Annotated in this window: 25 protein-coding genes and 1 pseudogene; 22 read left to right on the forward strand and 4 right to left on the reverse strand. The window is 44.9% G+C overall.

The annotated features are described in order from the left end of the window. Positions 1–25: 25 nt before the first annotated feature. The gene (locus ARCVE_RS02395; RefSeq protein WP_048085493.1) at positions 26–319 is read right to left on the reverse strand and encodes a hypothetical protein; all 294 of its coding nucleotides are present in this window, start codon (positions 317–319) and stop codon (positions 26–28) included. A gap of 22 nt (positions 320–341) precedes the next feature. After that, the gene (locus ARCVE_RS02400; protein WP_048085495.1) at positions 342–608 is read right to left on the reverse strand and encodes an acylphosphatase; all 267 of its coding nucleotides are present in this window, start codon (positions 606–608) and stop codon (positions 342–344) included. 405 nt (positions 609–1013) lie between these two features. On the opposite strand from ARCVE_RS02400, the gene ARCVE_RS11225 reads away from it, so the two are divergent. The 13 genes and pseudogenes from ARCVE_RS11225 to ARCVE_RS11585 all read left to right on the forward strand — a co-directional run bounded on the left by ARCVE_RS11225 (position 1014) and on the right by ARCVE_RS11585 (position 11120). Further along, complete coding sequence (locus ARCVE_RS11225) at positions 1014–3794, forward strand: PGF-CTERM sorting domain-containing protein (RefSeq protein WP_013683187.1); 2781 nt, start codon at positions 1014–1016, stop codon at positions 3792–3794. Between the two features lie 1075 nt (positions 3795–4869). Next, positions 4870–7146 carry a PGF-CTERM sorting domain-containing protein gene (locus tag ARCVE_RS11575; protein WP_232215819.1) on the forward strand — a complete coding sequence of 759 codons (2277 nt, stop codon included), beginning with the start codon at positions 4870–4872 and terminating at the stop codon, positions 7144–7146. Between the two features lie 360 nt (positions 7147–7506). Then, positions 7507–7731 carry a hypothetical protein gene (locus ARCVE_RS02415; RefSeq protein WP_013683189.1) on the forward strand — a complete coding sequence of 75 codons (225 nt, stop codon included), beginning with the start codon at positions 7507–7509 and terminating at the stop codon, positions 7729–7731. Continuing rightward, positions 7725–8051 (forward strand): type II toxin-antitoxin system VapC family toxin, encoded by a 327-nt coding sequence (locus ARCVE_RS02420; protein WP_013683190.1) that lies wholly within the window; start codon positions 7725–7727, stop codon positions 8049–8051. The genes ARCVE_RS02415 and ARCVE_RS02420 overlap by 7 nt, the downstream gene beginning before the upstream one ends. A 52-nt stretch (positions 8052–8103) precedes the next feature. Beyond that, positions 8104–8220, forward strand: a complete 117-nt coding sequence (locus ARCVE_RS11755; protein ID WP_083809309.1) for a UPF0175 family protein — start codon at positions 8104–8106, stop codon at positions 8218–8220. Between the two features lie 62 nt (positions 8221–8282). Further along, the gene (locus tag ARCVE_RS02425; RefSeq protein WP_232215820.1) at positions 8283–8687 is read left to right on the forward strand and encodes a DUF3368 domain-containing protein; all 405 of its coding nucleotides are present in this window, start codon (positions 8283–8285) and stop codon (positions 8685–8687) included. Between the two features lie 324 nt (positions 8688–9011). Then, complete coding sequence (locus ARCVE_RS02430) at positions 9012–9197, forward strand: hypothetical protein (protein WP_013683192.1); 186 nt, start codon at positions 9012–9014, stop codon at positions 9195–9197. 53 nt (positions 9198–9250) lie between these two features. Further along, a complete protein-coding gene (locus ARCVE_RS02435) occupies positions 9251–9487 on the forward strand; it encodes a type II toxin-antitoxin system PemK/MazF family toxin (RefSeq protein WP_232215821.1) in 237 nt (78 codons plus the stop codon). A gap of 222 nt (positions 9488–9709) precedes the next feature. Continuing rightward, positions 9710–9763, forward strand: a pseudogene (locus tag ARCVE_RS11760) (PGF-CTERM sorting domain-containing protein); the annotation flags it as partial. A gap of 79 nt (positions 9764–9842) precedes the next feature. After that, entirely contained in the window at positions 9843–10031 is a 189-nt protein-coding gene (locus tag ARCVE_RS11580) for a hypothetical protein (RefSeq protein WP_013683194.1), read from the forward strand. Positions 10032–10425: 394 nt separating this feature from the next. Further along, positions 10426–10647 (forward strand): hypothetical protein, encoded by a 222-nt coding sequence (locus ARCVE_RS02445; protein WP_013683195.1) that lies wholly within the window; start codon positions 10426–10428, stop codon positions 10645–10647. A 97-nt stretch (positions 10648–10744) separates the two neighbouring features. Continuing rightward, entirely contained in the window at positions 10745–10936 is a 192-nt protein-coding gene (locus ARCVE_RS11765) for a type II toxin-antitoxin system RelE family toxin (RefSeq protein WP_083809310.1), read from the forward strand. A gap of 67 nt (positions 10937–11003) precedes the next feature. Continuing rightward, positions 11004–11120 (forward strand): DUF5646 family protein, encoded by a 117-nt coding sequence (locus tag ARCVE_RS11585; protein ID WP_013683196.1) that lies wholly within the window; start codon positions 11004–11006, stop codon positions 11118–11120. A 630-nt stretch (positions 11121–11750) separates the two neighbouring features. Here ARCVE_RS11585 and ARCVE_RS02455 read toward each other — a convergent pair. Both ARCVE_RS02455 and ARCVE_RS02460 read right to left on the reverse strand, forming a co-directional pair. Then, positions 11751–12125 (reverse strand): type II toxin-antitoxin system VapC family toxin, encoded by a 375-nt coding sequence (locus tag ARCVE_RS02455; RefSeq protein ID WP_013683197.1) that lies wholly within the window; start codon positions 12123–12125, stop codon positions 11751–11753. After that, on the reverse strand, positions 12122–12349 hold the full coding sequence (locus tag ARCVE_RS02460) for an AbrB/MazE/SpoVT family DNA-binding domain-containing protein (RefSeq protein ID WP_013683198.1): 228 nt from the start codon (positions 12347–12349) through the stop codon (positions 12122–12124). The genes ARCVE_RS02455 and ARCVE_RS02460 overlap by 4 nt, the downstream gene beginning before the upstream one ends. Positions 12350–12756: 407 nt before the next feature. Here ARCVE_RS02460 and ARCVE_RS02465 point away from each other — a divergent pair, with 407 nt between their 5' ends. The 9 genes from ARCVE_RS02465 (at position 12757) to cobA (ending at position 19696) form a co-directional block, all read left to right on the forward strand. Further along, the gene (locus ARCVE_RS02465) at positions 12757–13017 is read left to right on the forward strand and encodes a hypothetical protein (RefSeq protein WP_013683199.1); all 261 of its coding nucleotides are present in this window, start codon (positions 12757–12759) and stop codon (positions 13015–13017) included. Then, complete coding sequence (locus ARCVE_RS02470; protein WP_013683200.1) at positions 13014–13382, forward strand: toxin-antitoxin system TumE family protein; 369 nt, start codon at positions 13014–13016, stop codon at positions 13380–13382. Before ARCVE_RS02465 ends, ARCVE_RS02470 begins: the two co-directional genes overlap by 4 nt. Before the next feature lie 206 nt (positions 13383–13588). Beyond that, positions 13589–13771, forward strand: coding sequence for a DUF5350 domain-containing protein (locus ARCVE_RS02475; protein WP_013683201.1), 183 nt, complete (start codon positions 13589–13591; stop codon positions 13769–13771). A gap of 39 nt (positions 13772–13810) precedes the next feature. Continuing rightward, entirely contained in the window at positions 13811–14434 is a 624-nt protein-coding gene (locus ARCVE_RS02480; RefSeq protein ID WP_013683202.1) for a DUF1614 domain-containing protein, read from the forward strand. An 82-nt stretch (positions 14435–14516) separates the two neighbouring features. Next, entirely contained in the window at positions 14517–15821 is a 1305-nt protein-coding gene (hemA, locus tag ARCVE_RS02485) for a glutamyl-tRNA reductase (RefSeq protein ID WP_013683203.1), read from the forward strand. Then, positions 15772–16719: a porphobilinogen synthase gene (gene hemB / locus ARCVE_RS02490; protein WP_013683204.1), complete on the forward strand. Its 948-nt coding sequence runs from the start codon at positions 15772–15774 to the stop codon at positions 16717–16719. Before hemA ends, hemB begins: the two co-directional genes overlap by 50 nt. A 94-nt stretch (positions 16720–16813) precedes the next feature. After that, on the forward strand, positions 16814–18085 hold the full coding sequence (gene hemL, locus ARCVE_RS02495) for a glutamate-1-semialdehyde 2,1-aminomutase (RefSeq protein ID WP_013683205.1): 1272 nt from the start codon (positions 16814–16816) through the stop codon (positions 18083–18085). Next, positions 18067–18957 carry a hydroxymethylbilane synthase gene (gene hemC / locus ARCVE_RS02500; protein ID WP_013683206.1) on the forward strand — a complete coding sequence of 297 codons (891 nt, stop codon included), beginning with the start codon at positions 18067–18069 and terminating at the stop codon, positions 18955–18957. Before hemL ends, hemC begins: the two co-directional genes overlap by 19 nt. Then, positions 18950–19696, forward strand: a complete 747-nt coding sequence (gene cobA, locus ARCVE_RS02505; protein ID WP_013683207.1) for a uroporphyrinogen-III C-methyltransferase — start codon at positions 18950–18952, stop codon at positions 19694–19696. The genes hemC and cobA overlap by 8 nt, the downstream gene beginning before the upstream one ends. Positions 19697–19719 lie beyond the last annotated feature (23 nt).

A 19719-nucleotide genomic window follows, 5' to 3' on the forward strand; every position in this document is an offset into this window, starting at 1 on the left:
AACCCGGTAAATTACGTAATATTCACTACATAATTCCCGCTCTCTTCAAGGCTCTCTCAATCTCCGAAATCTTTGAGTGAATCTCCTTGAGGTTTGACTCCATGTATTCTTTCATGTCTGAGCGAAGTAAGTCTATTTTCCCTCCTATTTCCCCTCTTGTTTTCTCAGATTCTTCTTTTATTATTGACCCCAATTCTTTTCTCGTCGTCTCTCCCTCTTCTCTCACAGCTATCTTGACTTCTCTGATCTCCTTTATCGTTTCATCCTGCTTATCCATCATTTCAAGCATTATAGGGATAGCCTTACCCCAGTGTTCCATCTGAAATGCTTGCATACATCTTTCAATTGGGGGGGACTTCGTACTTGTAATCTTCGAAATCTACTGATTCCACTACTGCTTTCTCCGGTTTTTCTGCTTTAATCCTCTGCTTTATTATTTCAACGATTTCATCTGGAGCATCTATTAAACATGTTACAGCCTGCTTACCATCGATTTCAACGTTGAAAACTCCAAATCTGTCAATTCCGTATTCCAAAGCCATATTTATCAGCTTGACCCTGTATCCAACTCCGTGAACCTTACCTTTGATTGTTATCCTCAGTTTCATGCTCTTAGTTTGATAGGGCGATTAAATAGATTTTGATTGATAGCCTGCTGCTGTAACTCGATAATCTGTCTTCCTTAACTTCCGATACATCCGTTTTTATAATGTTTTATAATGCTCTTTTTGCTGCAAACCCAGACTGGATAAGTTCTGCATCACTCAGCCATGCACAGCAACGCCGCCTGCATGCATATCCTCTCCTACACATCTCCACAGCCAAAAACAGCAAAAGATTTAAATATGGTTTTAGTTTTATATTGGTAAGGTGGCGGCGGGTAGCTGAAGGCGGGCTTTACAAAGTATTTCGTTGCCTGCCGAAGCTATCTTCGCCGCCAGCAAAAAGTAGAGTTTATATAGTGGAAGGTGTAAGGCAACGCGTCTATTTCGAAAAGAGGAGGTAGGTAGAGTATGAGTAGGAAAAGTTTGAAAATAGGGATAGCGACACTACTGGTACTACTGATGGCAATGGCTACAGCGAGTGCTGCAACCTTTACAGATGCTGATGTAGAGTTCAAGAACACAACGTATCCTCAGATTACACTTACTGTCTATGACATTACTCAGAACAACACTACAAATATCCTCTCACTTGACTATGGAGATGTCCTCAAGATCTCTGTAGACGTTCCCGACAGAGCTACTGTTAAGCTCATAGACTTGGACACCAATGATGTCATAATAACTGAGACGGTCTCTGGTTACGCCGAAATTTCATGGGACACCTTGGCACTTGGAATTAAACCCTCTAACTATACGATTTCCGTGTTTGCAAGCACTACTACTGATACTAATGAGATGAACATTAATATTAAATCGACAGTGAACAGTGTGACTAACGAAGGTGACTGGGTTAACGACACATCTGGTTACAAGATCGTTGTCAATCCGAAAGAAGTAAACCAGCCGGAGATTACCCTTACGCTTAAGAACCCCACAACGCCGGTAGCAAAGGGCGACTTGGTTGTTATTGAAGGGTACATCTATGGAGCAACTCAGGCATACTACAATGTAACTGGTCCGTACAACACGAGCAAGATTGTGGGTGGCAACTACTCAGACTTTGTTCTTGAAAATGGTGCTGCGGACAATGACAACCTGATAAGCGTACAGTCTGGCACTCACAAGTTCGAGATTGGTATAAAGACAGATGTGCTATTCAACGATTACGATGCAACTTCCGGTACGTACAAGCTTACTGTAAAGTCTGGTGAAACTGAAGAGAGTATAGAGTTCCAGATTACAGACCTCACGATAAACCTTGAAATAGAGAAAGACACTGTCAGGCTCGGTGAGGAGATTTCATTCTATGGTACAACAAATGCTGCAGAGAGTGGCAGTGACTACGACCTGAGTCCGAGGAACAATGTTACCATAAAGATATTCAATGACACATCAGCCAACTGGGATGACGCTCAGTACTTGGTTGACACTCTTGTAGATGACACAATCGCGAGCGATGGCTCGTTCAGCAAGGATCTGACGTTCCAGCTTGACTGGAAGAAGGACACGGACTACAAGGCAATTGCAAGAGTTTACACAACTGCCGACTGCTATGAGGAGGCTGAAGTAACATTCTACGTTAAGAAGCCAGAAATAACCCTCAACCTCGACAAGTATACCTATGAGAGAGGCGAAAAGATAACAATCAAGGGTACTACGAGCCTTAAGGGCGGCCAGAAGGTTGTACTTTATGGAGATCTCAGTGACCTTGTAATTGGTGTTGGTACGAGTGGTGCCATCGTTTACACAAGCACGGATGGTTCATTTGAGAAAGAGTTTACGGTCAAGCCGGATGCCTCTCTGACAACTTACACAATCAAAGCAAAGATCGTAGATTCTAACGGCAATGAAGTCGCTAAGACTTCTGCGGACGTTAGAGTTGTCAGGCAGAGTCTCCAGGCAACAATCAGCGACACAAGTGTGGTTAAGGGTGGCTACTTCAGAATAAACGGTACAACTACTGTTGACTACGTCTACATCTATGCAAGTGATAAGAATACATTTGTCGGAGTTGCTGAAAAGCCGGACGATGATCAGTTTGATCCAACCGCTGCTGGTTACACAACAAAGAGTGTTATTGTGGGTGATGACAACGAGTTCAACGTCAGAATAGATGTTGAAGATACTGCAGACACTGGAACGTACACACTGTACCTCTATGCACCAGCAAACAGCACATGGATTGACACAACTGAGGATGCGCAGGTAGTATTCATGGTTACAGTAACTGATGTCGGCATAGTTGAAGCTCCGGAGTATGTTACAATCGTGCAGGGTGAGAGCAAGGACATCGACATTTACATTAGCGCTGACGAGGATGATGATGTCTACGTCAATGCAACCTTCAGTGGTCAGGGTATTAAGGTCGATGCTGAGGACGATAGTGACCTGTACGTCTCACAGCTTGATGATGGAGTCGCGACGATAACAATCGATCCGTACTACAACTCATCGAGCGATGAACTTGTGAGCACGTACGGAACTAATTGCATGGTCCTCAAGCCGGGACTCTACACACTGAAGGTCGAGGTATTCTATGCAAACTCTGATGACAAGGCTGACGAAATTAGCATACCTGTAGAGGTCGTAGCGCCTACGCTCGACGTCGATGCGCCGAGTGAGGTAGTGAAGGGCGACCAGCTCGTGATTACAATTAAGACGAACAGAGACAGCGGATACGACAACATATATGTCATCCTGAAGGCTCCAATGGACGAGTACAAGCAGAAGGTATCAACTGACGAGAACGGAACGGCAGTAGCAATCTTTGAGACTATGGGTCTCACTCTTGGCGAATACAAGCTTTACGTAAGAGATACTCTTGGTACTGAGTCTGGTGGAAACATCGACGACTACTATGACATTGATCCGACTGATGCATATGCTAGGACTTACGATGCCGACGACGACATCCTCGTAATCAAGACAGTCAGCATCGTTGAGGAGCTCACGACCACACCAACACCTGAGGAGACTGCCACACCAGTAGAGACTGTTGAAGAAACCCCGACACCGGTAGAAACAACCCCGACACCGGTAGAAACTACTGCAACACCAGCACCTACCACACCTGAGGAGACCGCCACGCCAGTGCCAACTGAGACCAAGGAAGAGAAGCAGCCCGGCTTCGAGGCAGTGTTTGCCATTGCCGGTCTGCTGGCAGTAGCATACCTGCTGAGGAGGCGCTAAACTCCCAGCTTTCCCTTTTTTCTTATTTTGTTTTCTTGGGCTTAGCAGTTCTGTATCGGTTTTTCTGTCCGAGAGATGCCTTTTTCTGTCTTGCAGAATCAATCCACAAGGTGGCAGGAGAGTACAGTTAATGCCGGTTCTTGCTAATTGCTTATGCTAATCAGTTGATGCGAGCCGTGGGAAAAGTGTCAAAATTCGAAAGCTGAAGGGGTATTGAGGATTTAGATTAGGCATTATCCAGCTTCACTTTTATCGAGCCTACACACGTCTGACACGTCTGGGTATCTAAGGAGACGAGGTAATTTCTACGATTTTACGATTTGTTGAATGTTTGTTAGTGTTTGTTGAAGTGGAGGTAACCTTGAGAAATAATCTCAGGAAAAGATATCAAAAATAACAAGAGAAAAATTTATATGGAATAACTTATAAAGACTAAGAGGGTTTAGCCCATGCCGAAAAGGCAGGGCTTATATAGTCCGACGGCGGGAGTTAAGTAGTGTGGTAAATTGAAGCAAGGGGGAAGTGATGTATGGGAAATAAAGGATTAATCAGGATAGGAATGGCTTTTCTCGTGTTACTTGCGGTGATGGGGGTTGCTAACGCTGGAAATGTGACAGGTATATACGACGCTGATGGAGCAAACTTGGTTGTTCCTGGTGAAACTTACTTAGCGTATAACTTTACATATCTAGAAACAAGTGTTACTGGGAAAACTAACCTAACATGGTTTAACATTTCTGGATGGAACACTTCAGCTTTAGGTTGGAACGACAATAATGTAAGCTTTGATGACATAGTTAATATTTCGTTATGGAACACGTCTGATTGGAGCCTTATCGGTAATGCATCAAGAAGTGATATCCAGGACGGTTTTCCGATAAACATTGATCTCAGGAACTATACAATAACTGCAGATACTGTCATCTACGTCAATATAACATTAAACACCACAGGTTTAATAGATGGTAAGCAAATAGCATTTAATGCAAGTTTAAGTTATGTATCAAATGTAACTGGTACTACTGAATACCCGAATACTGAATGGGTAAACGACACAGCAGCGGAAACAATCAACGTGTTAAATGCGACAATGGATATAACCGATCAGTATGCTGCACAAAACCAGGACAACATCGTGATTGCAAATCTAATTGTGGATCCGGCCAATAACACCGTAGCAACAAATCTAACGGCCGTAACGTTCAACATAACGAGTGCAACTCTGAATCCAAGCAGCATAACAAACTTCAGCCTGTGGAACGATACCAACGCGAACGGCAAGTTCGACCCCGGAGATCAGCTTGTTGCAAGCATACCCGGAAATACGTTGAATGCGAGCTTTACAAATCTGGATTCGGATCCAGACTCTTTCATACCGGCTAATACATTCGGACGCTTCTTCTTAACGATGAACGTAAGCGGGGCGAGTGATGGCGATAATTACAGGCTAAAGGTTTTTGCCCAGAACATATCTATAAAGGAGGGGACTGGAGATTCTGCAGACACTACCGAGTCCTTACTGCTAACAATTAAGAAGGTTGAGGAAGACTCACCAGCTACAACAGTCGTTCCAGGTCAGACCTATTTAGCGTACAATATCACCTACTACGAAAGAACGAGTGACACTGATGGAGCGATCCTAGAGTGGCTCAACATAACCGGATGGAACAACTCTGTCAGCAACCTTGCAAACATCGATGACATCGTAAACATTACGGTTACAAACGCAACTACTGGTGTTGTATTAGGCTACAACGATACATTTACAGCGTTCCCGATTAGTATTCCCCTGAATGAAGTCGTTCCGGATAATTCAACCTACAAGCTCTCTATCTGGGTAACGGTCAACACCACCGGGCTTGTGGACGGCAGGAACATTTCGTTCAACGCAACACTCAAAGACAACGAGAGCATGGTTGTCTATACGAGCGATCCCGATGTGGAGACGATAAACGTTCTGGATGCTGTAGCTCATCCAACGGATGCGCATGCGTATGAGGGACAGAACCTCGTGGTTGTGGGCAACATAACGATCACTCCCGGCGTTTCCACGAATCTCGTGGCAATCACCTTTAACGCAACATCAGCCACAACCCTGACAGCAGACGACATAAGCCAGTTTGCTCTCTGGAAAGACGACAATGGAGACAACGTATTCGATTCCGGCGATACGCTGATTGCCAGCATATCTGCAACGGACATAAACGCAAGTTTTACAGGTCTGTCTGTTTCAGTTCCGGCAACTACCCGCTTCTTCCTGACAATGAACCTCAGCAGCGACATTCCAGAAAATAGAATATACTATCAGGCTGAGGTACTTCCGCGGAATATTGTGGTAAGCAACGGAACAGGAGCTTCCTCAACTACCGGGCCGTTCTCAATTGTGGCAATAACAACGGTCAACGACTCAGCAAAGACTTACGTAAAGCCCGGTGAAACGTACCTCGCATACATCATAACGTATGCTGAAAATAGGAACGATCCAACAGGAGCGCTGCTGCAGTGGTTCAACATAACGGGCATGAGTGCCGGTACAATTACAAACATAGTGAACGTTACAGTTAGAAATGCAACCGACGGCACGCTGCTCGGATACAGCAACTCGTTCAGTGGGTTCCCAATATCTGTGAATCTTAGCAATCTAAATCCATCTGCTGCAATAGTTCCTGACAACACAACTTACAAGCTCGCAATTTATCTGACAGTTGCTTCATCGGTACCTGATGCTACACAGATTGCTGTAAATGCAACTCTTGTGACAAATGAAACCGTCAATGCGCTGGTCGTGAACGATCCATCCCCCGAAATAGTCTCAATACCGAGTATAAGGATAATCGCTCCGAGCAGCGTGGGCATCGGAAGCTTAACCATCCCGATTAAAGTGGTTGATGCTGCCGGCAATCCTCTTCAGAACAGCAGAGTTACGATATCCGGATTGGTTCCGGCAACAACAAAGCTTACCGGGTCGAATGGAATAGCAACGTTCAACGTGTTCGTAGTTTACGCTGGAACGATTAATGTGAAGGCAACGTACACAAACGCTGAAAGAAACACCCTGACCGCCACAGCATCCATAAGGGTTGCACCTTCTGCTGGAGCTGGCGGTGGTGGTTACATAGTTACACCCGAGGAAACGACAACACCCGAAGAAACAATTACGCCAGTCGAAACCGCAACGCCAGTCGAAACAACACCCACCGTCACGCCAGTAGAGACCACTGCAACGCCAGTTGAAACCACAGCAACACCTGCAGTTACTGAAACTACGCCAGAAAAGCCAGTACCGGGCTTCGAGGCAGTGTTCGCCATCGCTGGCCTGCTGGCAGTAGCATACCTGCTGAGGAGGCGCTGAACCTGATTTTCTCCTTTTCTTTTTTCTTATTTTTGTAAATCCTGTTTCTAAATTTGCTTATTCTCTCTCAGGAGAATCTACATCTCCTATCCAGCGATCGAAAAGCTACCTGCGACAGCATAAAGCTGAACACAATCGTCGGGGGGCATGTGTGAAACTCGATGAAATACGATTGCCTGGTGTGTCAGGACGAAAAGCCATGAAATCAATAATCAGAGAAAAGAGAAACCAATTGGTGAAAACCGGGTAACGTGTAAATCAGATCTACAGGCAATACGGGGAAACAAGAGAAAATTCAGAGCTAAAGAAGATGACAAAATGAGAGAAATGTTTTAAATCTTATCGAAATTAAAGGAGTTTATGGTCAGGACGATTACAATCCGGGTACCAGACTGGATTGATGAAGAAAAACTCAGAAGAGCTATAGCTCAGGCAGTGGCTCAGGTCACGTCTTCAAAAGAGATACCGGTTAAAGAAATAAGGGAGATGTTAGGGATAAGGTCTGAAGATTTAACGGAGGAGCTTGAAATCGAAAATAACATAGAAAAACTAAGGGAAAAAGAAAAGGAAAGATTAAAATGGTAGTACTGGACACTAATGTAGTCATTGAACGTATTAGAAATAGAGAAGAAGTGAGAGACAACATAACTGCAGTTACGTTTGTAGAATTTCCGAAAATCGTATATTACAAGAAATTCCACGGTAAAATTCTATTTCCAAACACAGATGACTTTATACTGGCTCATAAAATTCAAAGTGAACTTGTAAGAGAGGGTAAAGCTAAAACCTTTGCGGATCTACTTATAGCCTCCATATGTATAAACAGGGACGAAGAATTGGTAACAAATGATAGGGATTTCATAGACATTGGAAAAATTTCAAACCTTAAACTTAAGATAATTTAATAATTCAAATTTTTACAGAGAGGGGAAACTAACGTTAAAGCAAGCTTCAGATTTGGCTGACTTATGCTTAGAAGACTTCATGAAAGTTCTGAGCGAGAAAAAAGTGAGCGTAATCAATTGGGACGAAGAAGAACTACAGAAGGAGTTAAAGAATGCAGATAGTTTCTAATACGTCTCCTCTAATTCTAAAGAAATCTGGAGCTATCTTTATTCTTGATGATTTATTTGATAGTGGTAATCCCAAAAAGTGTTCAGAGGGAGTTATTCAAAAAGGAGAAGGAGTTTTTCTCTTCACTCAAAATTTTGAGGGTTGCTGAGCTTAAAGATGACAATTTAGCTAAGGCTTTAAAGTTGATTGTTGACGAAGGAGAAGCTGAGGCATTGGCCTTAGCTTTAGAATTAAACTTGCCAGTACTCATCGACGATGGCAAAGGAAGAAGAGTAGCAGAGAAACTCGGTTTAAAATTTATAGGATCATTGGGATTGCTGAAAATAGCGAAAAAAAGAGGAATTATTGTGGAAGTAAAACCTTTTATTCAAAAATTCCTGAACAAAGGATACTATCTGGATGAGAGACTGATCAGACGATTTTTAGAAATTTGGGTGAAGAGTGATTTGGCAGGGGATTTGGAATAGAGGGGTTGAGTATTTGCAGTCTGTTTGCGTTGATAGCTGCTGCTAATTTTTATTTTTTGCTGTCATTCAGAATTGTGAAAGTTGGCTATCACACATCTCGAGATAGAGAAAATTCGGATGATACTGAACCATCTAACCGTGCCAGATCACAGCTTAACCATGTTCGCTTTCGTGGAAAAACAATTGGGCAGACAGCCAAAGCAGATGTGCCCGGGAGAATCTCAAGGGTTTATGTGATTGTTACCAGGGAAATGGGTTTCTGTGAATTTTGTCCCAAACCCCTCAATGCAAAAGAATTAATAATCGTATACCACACTTAAAAGTATGAGCGTTGAAGTTGAGCTGAAAGAAATAAAAAAGCACATACTTGAGATATCAAAAAAGCTTGACGAACTTATGCAGGAGAGGGAAATAGTTTCCATGATGAAACTCTCTGAGAAGTCTCTGAAATTCCTTGAGAACGAACCGGATATTTACAGGATTGAAGATCTGAGAGTTAGATACAAATGAAGGGCAAAATCGTCCTTGTTCCATTCCCTTTTACAGATCTAACAGCAGCAAAATTGAGACCAGCTTTAGTCGTTCATGAAGGGGAGAGGGATGTCTTGGTTGCTTTCATTTCATCAAAAATTCCAGACACACCATCAGATGGCGATGTTGTTGTTAGAATGGGCCATCCGGAGTTTAAACTCACAGGCTTGAAAGTTGATTCGGTTATAAAGCTTGATAAGGTTGCAACAATTCTAAAAGAACTTGTAATCGGTGAGCTTGGCGAAGTCGGGCAGACGCTTAAGAGTTGAAATCAACGAGAGGTTAGGAAAGATATTCAGGATATGATCGGATCTCTGTATCTATGTGACACCAAACCAACCAGTCGAAACGGCAAAGCCCGTTGAAATTCTACAGTAACAGCCACGTCAAATGAAGGCTACAACACTATTTAACTATTTAAAAACCATCGCAACACATCGCGACTCACCCGCGGTTACTGAAACAACACCAGAAAAGCAGCCAGCTTTGAGGTCTTTGCCATCGCCGGTCTGCTTGCAGTTGCTTACCTGTTGAGGAGACGCTAAACTCTTTTTTTCTTATTTTTTGTTTAGTAACCGATTTCAAGGCCGATGAGCTTTTACACGGTTTATACCAATTTATACCATGCGAAGGTATGTTTATCCGGTTAATCTTACAGAGGTTGAGAAAGAATTGAACATTATAGCTGAAAAACTGAAAATTTCGAAGGCTAAAGCGATAAGAGAAGCAATAAAATTCTATGCTGAAGAACTGCGGGGATTAGGGGTGATTGAGCTTCGAGATGTTGCACGAGACCAAGCAAAAAATCATTGAATTCATCAAAGGTAAGGATGGAGTTTGGGTGGATGAGATTTCAGACGCCTTAAAGCTTTTCTTGACGTCAGTTTCGTTAATGACATCCTGATGGAGCTATAGAGTTAAGGATATGTCGAGCCAGAGGATTGAGGGGAGAAGATAAGGTGCGTAGGCAGGAAAATCTCGAAACCGAGATTGATTCATCAAACAGGTAGGCATAAAGCCATAGAGTTTTTGTAGAAGGAAGATCCCAAGAGCTGAATTATTAGAGCATGGAGAGTCATCAAATAACTTTCTTCAAAAACTTGCTGAACCACTCTTCCTTATTTTATTTTTGCCTTATTTTGAATTTGCCAGTCGATTCTCCGATTACTCAGGAAAAATTATTTAGCATGAGGATGGAATTACTGATATGATAGAGGTTCTGAGAATAAAGGAGGCTGATGGCAACGTAATAATAAAAAAGGAAGATTTTGAAAAACTCATCGCTGAACTTGAATCGCTGATTGAAACTCTTGAAGTTCTTGGTGATAGAGATTTAATGGAGCAAATAAAGAAAAGTGAGGAAGACATCCTGAAGGGCAACATCGTGAAGGTAGAATCGGTGGATGAGTTTAAGAAGCTTTTAAAGTGAATTTAATGACATATTCACTCTTTACACCAAAACCTTTGAAAAACACATCAAGAAGTTCAGAAAAGATAAAAACTTATGGAAGAGCTTGTAAAGAAGGATTGAAAAGCTATTGGAAAATCCCAATGCTGGAAAGCCTTTAAAGTATACTCTCTCAAAATACAGATCAATCAGAATAAAGGAAAAATACAGACTCCTGTACCATGTGAGGGAGGAGACCAAGGAAGTTATTTTAATTGCATTTGGACACCGAAAAGACATCTACAAGTGGCTTGTACTTCATTCTCAGTAAATGGTTTATTAAAAGCTTAGGATGCTCGCCCAACCTTGCATTTGGTCTGTGTTAAAGTGGTGAGAAAATGGAAAAAGTCAATGCTGAGAATGTTGAGTATGTCATGAAAGAGCTGGAGAGGCTTAAGGTTGAGATTCAGAGGTTGGAGGCTATGTCATTCCAGTCCAGAGAGATCAGGATATAACTGAGGGGGGGATTGCAGAGCTACTTGAGCTGGCTAAGGATGAAAATCCAGAGAACTGGATCGACGCTGATGAATTCCTGAACCTGATTGAAGGATAACAATGTCATACCGGGTTAAGACCACTGACAGGTCTTCGGACTTTGCCTAAAGCCCATTATCGAAGATTCTCGGAGTTTAGGAATGTTTTGGAGTATGAGTCCGTTCCAGGACAGAAGTTTGATATAATCAAATTGGAAGATACTGAGAGCTTGGACATCTATCGTGTCCGTCTGGGCGATTACAGGGTAATCTATTCGGTTAGTTGGAAGGATAGAGTCATAAAAATTCTAAAACTCAAACTTAGAGGGAAAAACCTACAAATAGTACATCCATTAGAAGTTTCCATTTCTCCCGGTGGTTGCTCGTGTATGCTGTGGCAGTTTCGTCGAGGGTTGGCGTGAACCCTGATTCCAACCAAGGCACCTGTAACAACACCCAGGCCATGCTTTATAATTATAATGTTTATTTGTAAGAGAGTTTGTAGTGGAAAATTGATGCTAAAAACTCTAAAAAGGTACCGGAAAATGGGCTTATGATGAGCACTTATCTGGATACTGCTGCTATAGTCTTTGTTCTGACAGAAAGACATCGTTAAGTATCTGGTTCTTCACCCTCGAGCTTTACCCTCCTAATTCCAAGTCTATCGAAGACGGAATCTGAACTGATTACGGTTCCGCTGCAGTGGGCTGCGTGAAAGGCATCGAAAACTTTAACATTGTAATCTTTGATGTAAATTGCAGCTTTTAGCAGTCTTTCGTCGTCGATGTTGCAGATTGCCATAACACTTCTGGTTATTTTAACCGGATCAAAGTTGTAGCGTTTTGCTAACAGCATTAGCTCAATAAAGGTGACCACCGAAGTGGTTATCTGACCTTCGTATCTGTCGAGAATGGCTTTGGCTTTCCCCTTCAGCCAGTCCTTGGGCTTTAGCAGGGCTAAAAAGAAGTCGGTGTCGGCGTAGATCATTCAATCTCCTCCATCGCCTGCTCTGTTATTTCTTTTCTGAGTTCCTCAATCGATTTGTCTGGTAAGGATTTACCTATTTCTTCGAGTTCTTTTACAGGGTCTCTGGGTTTTGGAATTATCACAATCCCGTCGTCCATTTCGACAAGGTACACTTCATTGCCGAGTTTTCCCCTAATCTTCTTTGGGATGTATAACCTGCCTCTTGAATCCACCTTGATCAGCATTTTCCCACCCAGAGAAATTTAGTGGAATTAATATTTAAAATTTCCCACCAAAGTTAATCATCGGTTAACTCAGTGTTGTAGTGGGGACAGAGCTAAAAAATAGAATGTAAAAATCCTGGAAACTCAGTGGATTCCGGTAGTTTTGTTGATTTCAGGATTAATCAACTACGGAGCAGTATTTACCATCACTGGCCTGTTACATCGCCTACCTGAGGAGGTGCTAAACCTAATTTCCTTTTCTTACTTTTTTTTTGTCAGAAATACTTTAGAAATACTTCGGATTTGGTCGTAGAAAATTGGCTAAAGCATACTTCAAAGCTCTTAGAAAGGATTAACAGCTGGGGATAAGATTGTGGCTGTAGACTTCTCCAGAAACGTTAAATACTTTCCTCGACCTTAATTTAACGATGCAGGAAACAGATATTAAAGTGACTATTACAAAAACTATTCAACGTAGGATAGAAGAAATAAACCGTACTTTGCAAGAATTGTCAAAAAACATTGAATATTTTGAAAAAAAATATGGAATGAAAACTGATGAATTTTACGATAGATTCGTCAAAGGTGAGCTTGGTGACGAAATGGATTTTTTCGAGTGGAAGTCTTCTAAAGATTTGTACGATGAGCTGAAGAAAGAAAAAGAGTTGCTTCTCAGGGCAATCGTATGATAGAAGATTATTTTGAGTTTTTAAAGAAACTGGCGTTAACGAGCTCAGTCACAAAGGAAATTAGAGTACTGAGGGAGTTTTGTGGTACGGAAAGCGGGTTTATCAGGTTTGTAGTAGAATTCATTGATAATTCGGAACTCCACGTTTTCGAGCATGTGGATAGAAATCTTCGTAAGACGGATTATTCCTATCACTGGCAGGATAAGGATAGAAAATTGCTGTTGAGATGGGACAATGCCCCTCATCACCCTGAAATTGAAACTTTCCCACACCACCTGCACAGAGGAAATAAGGTTGAACCAGCAGAAGAATTGACATTTGCAGAAGCTCTTAAAAAGATAGAAAGTAAAATTCTGAAAGCTTAGGAAAATTCTGGTAATTCTTGCTGATTTCAGGATTAATCAACTACGGAGCAGTATTTACCATCGCCGGCCTGATTGCATTAGCGTACATGCTGAGAGGCTCTGAACTTTAAACTTCCCTTTTTCTTAATTTTGCTTGAAAAAGTTTCTTTTTTCAGCCAGTCGCCAGTCACCGCAATGTTTTTAAAGTGAGTTGAAAAGGCTGTGCCATGGGTAAAACTGGCACCACCACCTGGATCAAAATAAAGGGAAGGAAGGGACAGACGAGACTCGTTCCGGGCAAGTACCAGAACTACAAGAAGCCAGGACCAAACCAGAAGTACACGTCCGACGGAAAGAGGAGAAGAAGGCTGCCGAGGTCACCGAAGTCCATAATCGGAGTAAAGCAGTAACCGGTTAAATTTTTATAAAATTTTACGTAGCCATTCTTGATGATTTACTTTGTACTGCTTGGGGCAGCTATTCTTGTTCTTGCCGTTGTCCTGAGACACATTGTTGGAGCCCTTGAAAACGCTGGCTTCGATAGATCCGATGCATTTGCAATCCTGCTCCTGCCGCCAGTCCTCGAAATGTTTGTCCACCCCATGCACGTGGCCACCTTTAACCAGATGGATGTGTACGCAGACCCAGCAGGATTCTTTCTCCCCCTCCTCATTTCTGCCCGTCTCATCTCATCCGGGAAGGTGCCCCTGTACAGGGTATTGGCAGGCGTAGCTCTCCTGTCTTACGTCTGCAACAGGCATGCCGTTCCGGGTCACTTCGGCGTGGGCATAACTGACATGGCCACTCCTGTAATCGTTGCATCGCTCTACTCTCTTTATATGTCGCCCAGACAGCCCGCTCCCCTTGCATACGTTTCAGGAACGCTCGGAATGATTGTGGGAGCAGATATAGCAAACCTGCCCGAGCTCAGCAGGATGTTCGCTGGAGGAGTCGTCACGCTGGGCGGTGCGGGAATGTTCGATGCAATATATCTCGTTGGCATATCGGCCGTATTTCTTGATCTCTTCATTTCCCTGGCTGAAGAAATTAGAGGAGTTAAAAGAAAGCTTTAAAAAACCGAACACATGATGGCCAAAAAGTTAAGGTTATATTGGGTTAAGTACCTCATTTAATGCTTAAAGCCCGGGTGAAATAATGGAGATAGCAAACCTCGTGGTTTCCCACAAAAAAGCTTCACTTGAGGAGATTGAAAGGGCGTGGCATGGCGATTGCCGTGCACTCATAGAACGCGTCCTCTCGTACCCCAACATCACTGAATGCGCTATCCTCATGACGTGTAATCGCGTTGAAGTTTATGTCGTCGGTTCTGACACGGAATCGACGCTCAGAGACTTCGCAAAGTTCATGCATGTATCGGAGAGAGTAATGGAGATTCACAGAGACGACAGGTGTCTCGAACACCTGCTCAGAGTTGCTTCTGGTCTTGAATCGATGATGGTTGGTGAGGATCAGATTTTAGGGCAGGTGAAGGACTTTTACAACCTGAGCAAGCAGTTTGGTGGAATCGGTGAAGTTCTCGATGTGGTTTTCTCCAAGGCGATTCAGGTTGGAAAGAAGGTGAGGAAGCTCACAGGGATAAACAAAGGCTCCGTTTCCATAGGTTCTGCAGCTGTCGAGCTTGCCGAAAGGAGTCTCGGGACTCTCAGGGGTAAGAAAGTCCTCGTTGTTGGAGCAGGAGAGATGGGCGGCCTTGTTGCTAAAGCTCTGGCGCACAAGGAGTGCGAGATATTGATTGCCAACAGGACGTTTTCAAAGGCTGAAAAGCTCGCAGCAGAGGTGGGTGGAAAGGCCGTACCGTTTAACAAACTCGAGAGGTACATCGTCGAGAGCGACGTCGTAATCACGGCAACGTCCTCGCCTGACTACATAATCACCCGTGAGATGATCGAGAGAGTAATTGCCGTCAGAGGGGAGGGGATACTTCTCATAGACATCGCAATGCCGAGAGATATTGAGGAGGACGTTGCGGAAATTGAAGGCGTCGAGCTTTACACAATCGAACACCTGAGGGAGATAAGCGAGGAGAACCTGAGGAAGAGGTTGAAGGAAGCAAAGAAAGCTGAAAAGATAATTGCCGAAGAGCTCGAACATCTCAAGCTAATGCTCAAGGAGATGAAGGCCGATTCTGCGATTTCTGCCATGTACAGCAGGGCGGAGGAGGTAAAGAAGGAGGAAATCCTTGAACTTTACAACAAGCTCGCTGCTAAGTACGGTATTGACGAAAGCGTGTTGCCCATATTAGAGGAATTTGCCAACTCATTCGTTAAGAAATTCCTCAGGAAGCCAACTATAAGGTTGAGAAAGGCGGCGAGAAGCGGCAATGTGGCAATCATTGAGGCAGCCGAATACCTCTTTGGAGGTGATGAACTTGGAGTTTCCAAGGCTCAGGATGAGAAGACTGAGGAAAGACTCGCTAAGACCGCTTGTCCGAGAAAGTAGGCTCAGCGTTGAAGACCTGATAATGCCTGTTTTCGTTGACGAGAACATCTCCGCGAAGAAAGAAATTCCATCGATGCCCGGTTATTATCGTATCCCCCTCGGTGGAGTTGCCGAAGAGGTTGGCAGGGCCATGGAGAAGGGTATAAAGGCGTTCATACTTTTTGGCATTCCCTCTTACAAGGATGAGGTCGGCTCATCTGCTTTTGATAAAAATGGAGTTGTTCAGAAGGCTGTGAGAGAAATTAAAGCCGAACACAGCGATGCAGTCGTCGTTACGGACGTCTGCCTGTGCGAGTACACCACGCACGGTCACTGCGGTGTTGTGAGAGACGGAATCATCCTGAACGACGAAACCCTGCCAATTCTCGGAAAGACGGCCGTAAGCCACGCAGAAGCAGGGGCAGACATCGTGGCACCTTCAGGCATGATGGATGGTATGGTTAAGGCCATCAGAAATGCGCTTGATGCGGAGGGCTTTCAGGATGTTGCCATAATGAGCTATTCTGCGAAGTACGCATCGAGCTTCTACGGCCCCTTCCGCGAAGCAGCGGAAAGCGGCTACGCTTTCGGCGATAGAAGAAGCTACCAGATGGACTTTCACAACAGCAGCGAAGCACTTCGAGAAGTTGAACTGGACATAAGGGAAGGGGCAGACATCGTAATGGTCAAGCCAGCACTATCGTACCTCGACGTGATAAGGAAGGTTAAGGACAAATTCGGCTATCCAACCGCAGCTTACAACGTGAGTGGCGAATACTCAATGGTCAAGGCTGCTGGAAAAATGGGGTGGCTCGACGAGAAGCAGATTGCCTACGAGATCCTCGTATCGATAAAGAGAGCAGGAGCAGACCTGATTATTACGTATCACGCAATGGAGATCGCTGATTTTCTCGGGTAGATTTGATTCTCTTTTCTGTTTTTTGGCATTCCTATTTCTCATTTCGGACTGCTCACTTCTTAACCTTTAAAAACAGCATGCCCGTCTTTGCGGTATGAAATTTGATAAATCAAAATCCCTTTACGACAAAGCGATAGGGCTGATGCCCGGCGGCGTGAGCAGTCCTGTTAGAGCAGTAAAGCCGTTCCCGTTCTACACTGCCCGTGCTAATGGCTCTAAAATCGTTGACGTTGATGGAAACGAGTACATCGACTACTGCATGGCCTACGGCCCCCTCATCCTCGGCCACGCAAATCCGGCAGTTAAGAAAGCCATCGAGGAGCAGCTCGAGAAGGGATGGCTCTACGGTACGCCAGTAGAGCTTGAGGTGGAGTACGCGAAGCTGATAACGGAACTCTTTCCGGGCATTGAAATGCTGCGCTTCGTCAACACGGGCAGTGAGGCAACGATGGCAGCTTTAAGACTCGCAAGGGGCTTCACTGGCAGGAACAAGATAATAAAGGTAGAGGGCAGCTTCCACGGAGCGCACGATGCCGTATTGGTTAAAGCTGGAAGCGGTGCAACAACTCACGGCATTCCTAATTCCGCTGGCGTTCCAGCGGACTTCGTGAAGCACACGCTGCAGGCTCCATACAACGACATCGAAGCTCTCGTAGAGGTCATCGAGAAGAACCGCGATGACGTTGCGGCTCTCATCCTCGAGCCCGTTATGGGCAACTCAACGCTCATCCTTCCCGAAAAGGACTATCTTAAGGAGGTAAGGAAGGTAACTGCTGAAAACGACGTTTTGCTCATATTCGATGAAGTAATTACCGGCTTCCGTTTGGCTTTGGGTGGAGCGCAGGAGTACTACGGCGTTAAGCCCGATTTAACCACGCTTGGCAAGATAGCAGGCGGTGGATTGCCTATAGGCATCTTCGGCGGAAGGAAGGAGATAATGGAAAACGTAGCTCCGGCTGGAGGCGTTTATCAGGCTGGAACCTTTAGCGGAAACCCCCTCAGCCTGACGGCTGGCTACACTACTGTCAGATTCCTGATGGAGAATAAGGTTCACGACTACGTCAACTCCATAACAAAGGAGCTTGCAGATGGCGTAAGAGACCAGATAGCGGACTCGAATCTGAGCTACGAGGTCGGCAGCATAGCTTCGATGTTCTGCATATACTTCGGAAAAGCTCCGAAGAACTACAGCGATGCCCTGAAACTCGATGGTAAGAGGTTCATCGAGTTCTTCTGGAAGCTGCTCGAGGAGGGGGTTTTCTTCCCGCCCTCGCAGTACGAAACATGTTTCGTCAGCTTTGCACACAGCCGAGAGGATGTTGAAAAGACCATCGAGGCAGTTGGAACATGCCTGAGAAAATTGTAGTTGGGACAAGGGGCAGCAAGCTCGCTTTGGCTCAGACGGAGAAGGTAATCGCTCACCTGAAGGCAGAGGGCTACGAGGTCGAAATCAGGATAATCAAGACTCCCGGCGACATAATGAAGGACAGACCTCTGCACGAGTTCAAGGGCATGGGGGCCTTCGTGAGGGTTATCGATGAGGCTCTCGTCGATGGCGACATAGACATCGCCGTTCACAGCTACAAAGATGTGCCCTCGAAGATAAACGGGGTGATTGCAGCCGTTCTCGAGAGAGAAAGTCCGTGTGATGCATTCGTGACGAGAGAAGGTTTGACCATCGACGAACTCGAAAGCTATTCCGTTGTTGGCACATCAAGCCTGAGGAGAAGGGCCCAGATAAAGCGCTACCGCCCCGACCTGAAAATCGAAAACCTGAGAGGGAACGTGGATACGAGGCTGAGAAAGCTGAGAGAAAAACAATACGATGCGATTCTGCTGGCTGAAGCCGGGCTTATAAGGCTTGGCCTCAATGAAAAGGTCAGATACCAGTCCCTGAACCCCGAAATCTTTGTTCCTTCTGCAAACCAGGGTATAATAGCCGTGGAGACGAGGAAGGGTGAAGAAGACCTCGTTTCCTTCATGAATCATAAAAGGACTGCGGTTGAGGCAGAAGTTGAGAGAGCTGTGCTGAAGGAGCTCGGCGTTGGATGTGCAGTGCCCGTCGGCATCTATGCGAAATTCGATGGAAAGATAAGGCTGTACTGCGAGGTTCTTTCACACGACGGCAGCAGGGCTGTGAGGGTTGAGGAAACTCTTAGCCCGAAAACGGCAATTGAAGAAGCCATAATTATTGCAAGGGAGCTCAAAAAGGAGTGCGGAGGGATGCTCGTTGGCTGAAGGCGTAGTCTACATCGTTGGCGCTGGCTGTGGCGACGAGCTGCTCACGAAGAAGGCAGAAGAGGCGATAAGGAAGGCAGACGTGATTATCCACGACGAGCTGATTGGAGAGGGAATCAAGGAACTCGTCAGAAAAAGTGGGGCTGAGGTTATCGATGCGGGAAAGAGGGCTGGCAGACATAAACTCACTCAGGACGAAATAAACGAACTCCTCGCCAAGTACGCGAGGGAAGGCAAGACTGTAGTCAGGCTGAAGGCCGGCGATCCGTGCATATTCGGGCGGGGAGGCGAGGAGGCTGAATTTCTCGCAGATAGAGGTATAAAATTCGAGATAGTCCCGGGAGTTTCATCAGCTATAGCGGCTCCAGCTTATGCGGCGATTCCAATCACGCATCGCCGCTACGATCCGGCGGTTGTTTTCATAACCGGAAGGCAGGCAAGGGAGAGGCTGAACTGGGAAGCTTTGGCAAAGCTGAACGCCACAATCATTATTCTGATGGGTGTCTCAACTCTCCGCCAGACTGCGAAAAAGCTCATGGAGCATGGCAAAGATCCCAGCACGCCGGCGGCGATAATAGAGAGGGGTTGCTCGGAGGAGCAGAGAGTAGTTGTTGGCAGGCTTGAGGACATAGCGGATATAGCGGAGAAGGAAGGCGTTAAGGCGCCGGCCATTATAGTTATCGGAGGAGTTGTGGAGTTGAGGGAGAAGCTCCTGCCGTATATGGGGGTTATACCATAGACCTCGCATCTCTCTATTCAAAA

The organism is Archaeoglobus veneficus SNP6 (assembly GCF_000194625.1).
GTDB classification, from domain to species: domain Archaea; phylum Halobacteriota; class Archaeoglobi; order Archaeoglobales; family Archaeoglobaceae; genus Archaeoglobus_C; species Archaeoglobus_C veneficus.

Coding starts and splice junctions, on each gene's coding strand:
- ARCVE_RS02395 (WP_048085493.1), bottom strand. CDS start 319: ATGGAACACTGGGGTAAGGCTATCCCTATAATGCTTGAAATGATGGAT.
- ARCVE_RS02400 (WP_048085495.1), bottom strand. CDS start 608: ATGAAACTGAGGATAACAATCAAAGGTAAGGTTCACGGAGTTGGATAC.
- ARCVE_RS11225 (WP_013683187.1), top strand. CDS start 1,014: ATGAGTAGGAAAAGTTTGAAAATAGGGATAGCGACACTACTGGTACTA.
- ARCVE_RS02415 (WP_013683189.1), top strand. CDS start 7,507: ATGGTCAGGACGATTACAATCCGGGTACCAGACTGGATTGATGAAGAA.
- ARCVE_RS02420 (WP_013683190.1), top strand. CDS start 7,725: ATGGTAGTACTGGACACTAATGTAGTCATTGAACGTATTAGAAATAGA.
- ARCVE_RS02430 (WP_013683192.1), top strand. CDS start 9,012: ATGAGCGTTGAAGTTGAGCTGAAAGAAATAAAAAAGCACATACTTGAG.
- ARCVE_RS11580 (WP_013683194.1), top strand. CDS start 9,843: ATGCGAAGGTATGTTTATCCGGTTAATCTTACAGAGGTTGAGAAAGAA.
- ARCVE_RS02445 (WP_013683195.1), top strand. CDS start 10,426: ATGATAGAGGTTCTGAGAATAAAGGAGGCTGATGGCAACGTAATAATA.
- ARCVE_RS11585 (WP_013683196.1), top strand. CDS start 11,004: ATGGAAAAAGTCAATGCTGAGAATGTTGAGTATGTCATGAAAGAGCTG.
- ARCVE_RS02455 (WP_013683197.1), bottom strand. CDS start 12,125: ATGATCTACGCCGACACCGACTTCTTTTTAGCCCTGCTAAAGCCCAAG.
- ARCVE_RS02460 (WP_013683198.1), bottom strand. CDS start 12,349: ATGCTGATCAAGGTGGATTCAAGAGGCAGGTTATACATCCCAAAGAAG.
- ARCVE_RS02465 (WP_013683199.1), top strand. CDS start 12,757: ATGCAGGAAACAGATATTAAAGTGACTATTACAAAAACTATTCAACGT.
- ARCVE_RS02470 (WP_013683200.1), top strand. CDS start 13,014: ATGATAGAAGATTATTTTGAGTTTTTAAAGAAACTGGCGTTAACGAGC.
- ARCVE_RS02475 (WP_013683201.1), top strand. CDS start 13,589: ATGGGTAAAACTGGCACCACCACCTGGATCAAAATAAAGGGAAGGAAG.
- ARCVE_RS02480 (WP_013683202.1), top strand. CDS start 13,811: ATGATTTACTTTGTACTGCTTGGGGCAGCTATTCTTGTTCTTGCCGTT.
- hemA (WP_013683203.1), top strand. CDS start 14,517: ATGGAGATAGCAAACCTCGTGGTTTCCCACAAAAAAGCTTCACTTGAG.
- hemB (WP_013683204.1), top strand. CDS start 15,772: ATGAGAAGACTGAGGAAAGACTCGCTAAGACCGCTTGTCCGAGAAAGT.
- hemL (WP_013683205.1), top strand. CDS start 16,814: ATGAAATTTGATAAATCAAAATCCCTTTACGACAAAGCGATAGGGCTG.
- hemC (WP_013683206.1), top strand. CDS start 18,067: ATGCCTGAGAAAATTGTAGTTGGGACAAGGGGCAGCAAGCTCGCTTTG.